Origin of the sequence: Streptomyces sp. NPDC057743 (assembly GCF_042798755.1) — a bacterium.
GTDB lineage: Bacteria > Actinomycetota > Actinomycetes > Streptomycetales > Streptomycetaceae > Streptomyces.
In genome coordinates this window covers 47,158-53,563 of the sequence record NZ_JBHVJX010000044.1, presented here as the reverse complement: position 1 = coordinate 53,563, position 6,406 = coordinate 47,158, and the positions used below count along the sequence as shown (strand labels likewise).

Annotated in this window: 5 protein-coding genes; 2 read left to right on the top strand and 3 right to left on the bottom strand. The window is 71.6% G+C overall.

Annotation, left to right across the window (positions count from 1 at the left end; genetic code table 11):
- Positions 1 to 145: 145 nt before the first annotated feature.
- From ACFVFQ_RS33490 to ACFVFQ_RS33480, 3 genes are all read right to left on the bottom strand, one after another.
- Positions 146 to 1,012, bottom strand: coding sequence for a phosphatase PAP2 family protein (locus ACFVFQ_RS33490; RefSeq protein WP_383423379.1), 867 nt, complete (start codon positions 1,010 to 1,012; stop codon positions 146 to 148).
- 168 nt (positions 1,013 to 1,180) lie between these two features.
- On the bottom strand, positions 1,181 to 2,281 hold the full coding sequence (locus ACFVFQ_RS33485; RefSeq protein ID WP_383423377.1) for a LacI family DNA-binding transcriptional regulator: 1,101 nt from the start codon (positions 2,279 to 2,281) through the stop codon (positions 1,181 to 1,183).
- Between the two features lie 25 nt (positions 2,282 to 2,306).
- On the bottom strand, positions 2,307 to 3,953 hold the full coding sequence (locus tag ACFVFQ_RS33480) for a glycoside hydrolase family 13 protein (protein WP_383423375.1): 1,647 nt from the start codon (positions 3,951 to 3,953) through the stop codon (positions 2,307 to 2,309).
- 224 nt (positions 3,954 to 4,177) lie between these two features.
- Here ACFVFQ_RS33480 and ACFVFQ_RS33475 point away from each other — a divergent pair, with 224 nt between their 5' ends.
- Positions 4,178 to 5,452, top strand: a complete 1,275-nt coding sequence (locus ACFVFQ_RS33475; protein ID WP_383423372.1) for an extracellular solute-binding protein — start codon at positions 4,178 to 4,180, stop codon at positions 5,450 to 5,452.
- Entirely contained in the window at positions 5,449 to 6,384 is a 936-nt protein-coding gene (locus tag ACFVFQ_RS33470; protein WP_383423370.1) for a carbohydrate ABC transporter permease, read from the top strand. The genes ACFVFQ_RS33475 and ACFVFQ_RS33470 overlap by 4 nt, the downstream gene beginning before the upstream one ends.
- The last annotated feature ends 22 nt before the right edge of the window (positions 6,385 to 6,406 follow it).

The following is a 6,406-nucleotide window of genomic DNA, read 5'->3' as shown; positions in this document are numbered from 1 at the left end:
CCCGCTCCCTGTTTTCCCCCGGGGCCCCGGCCCGGGCGGCGCCCCGCCGCCCGCCGGCGTCCGGGGGGGGGGCGGGGGCCCCCGTAATGGGGTCCCCCCGCCCCCCCCCCGCCGCCCGGTGCGCGGGGTCACCCCCGCGCACCGCTCACGCCTTGAGCGGGCTCGGCACCTTCACCTTCGCCGCCCCCGCGTACCGCGCCAGCCGGTGCGGCAGCCGCCCGTACCACGCGTACGCCAACGCATAGCCGAACGCCAGGCACAGCACCCCGCCCAGCGCGTCCAGCCAGAAGTGGTTGGCGGTGGAGACGATCACCGTCAGCGTCGTGGCCGGGTACAGCAGGCCCAGTGTCTTGGCCCACACCGGCTTCGCCAGCAGCGCGATGGTGATGCCGCACCACAGCGACCAGCCGATGTGCATCGAGGGCATCGCGGCGTACTGGTTGGACATCGACGCGAGGTTCCCGGACGCCATCGAGCCCCAGGTGCCGTGCTCGATGACGGTGTCCACGAAGCCGCCGTCCGGCATCAGCCGGGGTGGCGCCAACGGGTAGAAGTAGTAACCGATCAGCGCGACGCCGGTGGTCGCGAAGAGCGCCAGCCGGGCCGCCGCGTACCGCCCGGGGTGCCAGCGGTAGAGCCACACCAGCACCCCGATCGTCATGATGAAGTGCAGCGTCGCGTAGTAGTAGTTCATCGACACGATCAGCCAGGTGACCGAATTCACGGCGTGGTTGACGGTGTGCTCGACGGCGATGCCCAGGGTGTGCTCGGCCCGCCAGATCCAGTCGGCGTTCCGCAGCGCCTGCGCCTTCTGCTCGGGGACCGCGTTGCGGATCATCGAGTAGATCCAGTAGCTGACCGCGATCAGCAGGATCTCGAACCAGAGCCGGGGCGAGCGCGGGGTTCTGAGCCGGGCCAGCCGGCCCTTCTCCGCCGGACGAACCGCCCGCTCCCCGCTGGTCGGCGGGGCGGCTGACAGGTCGTCCAGAGTCCTCACGTGCGCTTCACCCATAGGCAGACAGTCTGCCAGAAAGGGATCTGCGGCCGATCGGCCTCTGGTGCGGTCAGCAACACCCCGCCTCACACCTCAGGAGGAGGGGTCTTCCCCTAGGGGAAGACCAGGGGACGAGCAGGGGGCGACCCGCCACGGGACCACGCCGCGCGCTCGCGGGCCCCCGCCCTACCGGGAGGCCCGCGCCGGCCGGGGCACCTTCGCCGCCCCAGGAGCCGCCTTCGCCCCAGGGGCCGCCGTCGCCTCGGGTGCCGCCTTCGGCGCCGACGCCGTCGAGCCCCGGACCACCAGTTCGGGATGGAAGACGAACTCGGTGTGCGGCGCCGGGGTGCCCCCGATCTCCTCCAGCAGCGCCCGCACCGCCGCCTGTCCCATGGCCGGCACCGGCTGCCGGATCGTCGTCAACGGCGGATCGGTGAAGGCGATCAGCGGGGAGTCGTCGAAGCCCACCACGGACATCTCCCGCGGCACCGCCAGCCCGCGCTGCCGGGCCGCCCGGATCGCCCCCAGCGCCATCATGTCGCTGGCGCAGACGATCGCCGTCACCCCGCGCTCGATCAGCGTGCCCGCCGCGGCCTGCCCGCCCTCCAGGGTGAAGAGCGAGTGCTGGATGAACGGCTCCGCCGCGTCCCGGGTAAGGCCGAGCTGCTCTTCGACGCAGGCCAGGAAGCCGTCGATCTTCCGCTGGACCGGCACGAACCGCTTCGGCCCGAGCGCCAGCCCGATCCGCCGGTGCCCCAGCGCGGTGAGATGGGTCACCGCGAGCTCCACCGCGGTCCGGTCGTCGGGGGAGACGAAGGGCGCCTGCACCTGGTCGGAGAAGCCGTTGATGAGGACGAACGGCACGCCCTGGCCGCGCAGCCGCGCATAGCGCGCCATGTCCGCGTCGGTGTCGGCGTGCAGTCCGGAGACGAAGATGATGCCGGCCACCCCGCGGTCCACCAGCATCTCGGTCAGCTCGTCCTCGGTGGAGCCGCCCGGGGTCTGGGTGGCCAGCACCGGGGTGTATCCCTGCCGGGTCAGCGCCTGCCCGATGACCTGGGCGAAGGCCGGGAAGATCGGGTTCTCCAGCTCCGGGGTGATCAGCCCGACCAGGCCCGCGCTGCGCCGCCGCAGCCGCACCGGCCGCTCGTAGCCCAGCACGTCGAGGGCGGCCAGCACCGACTGGCGGGTGGTGGCGGAGACGCCGGGCTTCCCGTTGAGAACCCGGCTGACGGTGGCCTCGCTGACACCCGCCTGTGCTGCGATATCGGCCAGCCGGGCGGTCATGGCACTGGACTGTACCGGGCGCATCTCAGATTGCCCACCAGGTACAGCTGTCCCCCGGCAGCACCGCCGAGGAGCCGTCGGCCGCCACCGGCGCGCTGGCGAGCAGGAGTTCACCGGGCACCGGCACCTCCACCTCGCGGTCGAGGGTGTTGACGGCGCACAGCACCCCGGGGCGGCGGAACGCCAACACCCCTGCGGGGGCGGGCTGCCAGGCCATCTCCCCGTCGCCCAGCCCCGGCAGCCGGCGGCGCAGCGCCAGCGCGCTGCGGTAGAGCTCCAACGTGGAGGTCGGGTCGCCGGTCTGCGCCGCCACGCTCAGCCGGCCCCAGTCGGCGGGCTGCGGCAGCCAACTCCCGCCCGGCCCAAAGCCGTACGGCGGCTGCTCGCCGGACCAGGGGAGCGGCACCCGGCAGCCGTCCCGGAACCCGTCCTGGCCGCTGGTCCCGGAGGCGCCGACTTCCTCCGGCCCGTCGCCGCCGAGCCGGCCGCGGAAGAACGCCGGGTCCTGGCGGGCCTCGTCGGGGAGGTCGGTGACCTCCGGCAGTCCCAACTCCTCGCCCTGGTAGAGGTAGGCGGAGCCGGGCAGCGCCAGCATCAGCAGGGTGGCGGCGCGGGCCCGGGCGAGGCCGCCGAGGCGGGTGGTGTGCCGGACGACGTCGTGGTTGGAGAGCACCCAGGTGGTGGGCGCGCCGACGGCGACGGTGGCGGCCAGCGAGGAGTCGATGACCTCGCGCAGCGCCGCGACCTCCCACGGGGTGTTCAGGAACTGGAAGTTGAACGCCTGGTGGAGCTCGTCCGGGCGGACGTAGAGGGCCAGCCGCTCGGCGCTGGGCGCCCATGCCTCGGCGACCCCGATCACCTCCCGGCCGCTGGCCTCGGTGTGCTCGTCCAGGAGTCGGCGCCAGGAGCGGTGGATGGCGTGCACGCCGTCCTGGTCGAAGAAGGGGAGGACCTGTGAGCCGATGAGGCGGGCCTGTTCGCCGTGGCCGATGTCGGGCAGGCCGGGCGCCTTGACCATGCCGTGGGCGACGTCGATGCGGAAGCCGTCCACGCCCAGGTCGAGCCAGAAGCGCAGGATGGCGGCGAACTCCTCGTGGACCTCGGGCCGTTCCCAGTCCAGGTCGGGCTGTTCGGGGGCGAAGAGGTGCAGGTACCAGTCGCCGCGGTCGGTGCGGGTCCAGGCCGGGCCGCCGAAGACCGACTCCCAGTCGTTGGGCGGGAGTTCGCCGTGCGCGCCCTTGCCGGGGCGGAAGACGTAGCGCTGCCGGGCGAGTTCGGGGTCGGTGAACCACGGGTGTCGGTCGGAGGTGTGGTTGGGGACCACGTCGACGATCACCCGCAGGCCCAGGTCGTGGGCGGTGCGGATGAGGTCGTCGGCGTCCGCGAGGGTGCCGAACAGCGGGTCGACGGCGCGGTAGTCGGCGACGTCGTAGCCGCCGTCGGCCTGCGGCGAGGCGTAGAACGGGGTGAGCCAGACGGCGTCCACGCCCAGCTCCTTGAGGTGGGGGAGCCGGTCGCGCACCCCGCGCAGATCGCCGATGCCGTCGCCGTCGCTGTCGGCGAAGGAGCGGACGTAGACCTGGTAGATGACGGCGTCGCGCCACCACCCCCGGGCTCCGTCGACTCCGGCGGCCTGGGGGGCGGGGCTGGGGGAAGTGAGCTCCTGGGTCATCTGCCGTCCCTGTCAGGTCATGAGGCGAAGGTGCTTCCACGGAGGTCAACGCGCGGGCGGGCGGCGGGTGACGGTGCGCCAGGGCCCCGGGGCGTCCGGTTCCGGCCAGGGCACCGCAGTGGCTTCCGGAATTCTTGCAGAAAACTCTCGCAACATCTTTCGGATTGTTTGCGGCGCTGTTACGTTCCAGACCGCCAACCGAGGCTTTCCCCTAAGGAGTTCAGATGCGGTGTGGCATACGTGGCGCGCTCGCCACCGCGCTGGTGACGGGCCTGGCACTGGCGGCGACGGGATGCGGGGGCGGGGGTGACGGCGGCGGTGGCACCGGCGGTGAACTGGCCGGAACCGTGACCTTCTGGGACACCTCCAACGACGCCGAGAAGGCCACCTACCGGAAACTGGCCGAGGGTTTCCAGAAGGAGCACCCCAAGGTCCACGTCGCCTATGTGAACGTCCCGTTCGGCGACGCCAACGCCAAGTTCAAGAACGCCGCGGGCGGTGGTGCCGGCGCCCCCGACGTGATGCGCACCGACGTCGCCTGGGTCGCCGACTTCGCCAACCTCGGCTACCTCGCCCCGCTCGACGGCACCCCGGCCCTGGCCGACACCGCCGACTACCTCCCGCAGGCCGTCGGCTCCACCAAGTTCGGCGGCCGCACCTACGCCGCGCCCCAGGTGATCGACACCCTCGCGCTCTTCTACAACAAGAAGCTGCTGGCCGACGCCGGCGTCCCCGTTCCCAAGACCTTCGCCGAACTCGGCGCCGCGGCAGCCAAGATCAAGGCGAAGACCGGCGCCACCGCCCTCTACCTGCGCGGCGACGACCCCTACTGGTTCCTGCCCTACCTCTACGGCGAGGGCGGCAACATGGTCGACGCGGCCTATAAGAAGGTCACCATCGACAACGCCGCCGGGGTCCGCGCCTTCCGCACCCTCAAGCACCTCGTGGACTCCAAGGCCGCCGTCACCGACGCCACCGACGGCCAGGAGAACCAGCTCAAGGCCCTCAAGGACGGCACCGTCGCGATGGCGATCGACGGCCCCTGGGACATCGAGGGCGCCCGCGCCGGCAAGGCATTCGCCGACAAGGGCAACCTCGGCGTCGCCCCCGTCCCCGGCGGATCCACCGCCAAGGGCTCCCCGCAGGGCGGTTGGGACCTCTCCGTCTACGCCGGCAGCAAGAACCTCAACGCCGCCTACGCCTTCGTGAAGTACATGAGCTCCGCCAAGGTCCAGCAGCAGACCACCGAGCGGCTCAGCCTGCTGCCCACCCGCAAGTCCGTCTACAACGCCCCCTCCGTCAAGCACAACGAGATGGTCGCCTTCTTCAAGCCCGCCGTCGACGGCGCCGTCCAACGCCCCTGGATCGCCGAGGGCAACTCCCTCTTCGAGCCGCTCAAGGTCCAGATGAACAAGGTCCTCACCGGCGCGGCCACGCCCGAGCAGGCCGCCAAGTCCGTCGGGGACGCCTACCGGAAGCTGCTCAAGGACTACACGTGACGCTCACCGCCCGCCTCCGCCGGGCGCTCACCACCCACTGGTACGCCTGGACGATGGCCGCCCCGGTCGTCCTCGTCGTCGGCGTCATCATCGGGATCCCCCTCGTCCGCGGCCTCTACCTCTCCCTGACCGATGCCAACGAGGCCAACGTCGAGCGCTCGATCGGCATGAACCACCTCCCCGCCACCTACCACTTCACCGGTCTGGCCAACTACCGCGCGGTGCTGACCGACGGCGTCTTCTGGAGCCGACTGGGCTGGACCGTGACCTGGACCCTCGCCTGCGTCGCGCTCACCTTCCTGATCGGCCTGGCGCTGGCCACCCTGCTCAACCGCCAGCTGCGCGGGCGCACTTGGTACCGCCTGGCGCTGATCCTGCCCTGGGCCATCCCCGCCTTCGTCTCCGTCTTCACCTGGCGGATGCTCTACAACGAGAAGAACGGTCTGCTCAACAAGGTGCTGGCCGGCGGCGGCATCGACGGCGTGCCCTGGCTCAACGACCCGACCTGGGCCAAGCTCTCGGTGATCGCGGTCAACGTCTGGCTGGGCGTGCCCTTCATGCTCGTCGCCCTCCTCGGCGGGCTCCAGTCGATACCCGGCGAGCTCTACGAGGCCGCCGAGATGGACGGCGCCGGCGCCTGGCAGCGCTTCCGCCACATCACCGCGCCCGGCCTGCGCGCGGTGAGCAGCACGGTGCTTCTGCTCTCCACCATCTGGACGTTCAACATGTTCCCGGTGATCTTCCTGCTCACCAGGGGCGGGCCCGGCGACGCCACCGAGATCCTGGTGACCTACGCCTACCGGCTCTCCTTCGTCGACAGCCCCCGCAACTTCTCCGCCTCCGCCACCTGGGGCGTGGTCATCCTCGCCCTCCTCGCCCTCGTCGCCATCGGCTACCGACGAACGCTGCGCAAACAGGGAGAGGTGTGGTGAACGTGGCGCACCCCGATTCTCG

Excerpts from the sequence above, each read along its gene's own strand:
- ACFVFQ_RS33490 (WP_383423379.1), bottom strand. The coding sequence starts at position 1,012 with ATGGGTGAAGCGCACGTGAGGACTCTGGACGACCTGTCAGCCGCCCCG.
- ACFVFQ_RS33485 (WP_383423377.1), bottom strand. The coding sequence starts at position 2,281 with ATGACCGCCCGGCTGGCCGATATCGCAGCACAGGCGGGTGTCAGCGAG.
- ACFVFQ_RS33480 (WP_383423375.1), bottom strand. The coding sequence starts at position 3,953 with ATGACCCAGGAGCTCACTTCCCCCAGCCCCGCCCCCCAGGCCGCCGGA.
- ACFVFQ_RS33475 (WP_383423372.1), top strand. The coding sequence starts at position 4,178 with ATGCGGTGTGGCATACGTGGCGCGCTCGCCACCGCGCTGGTGACGGGC.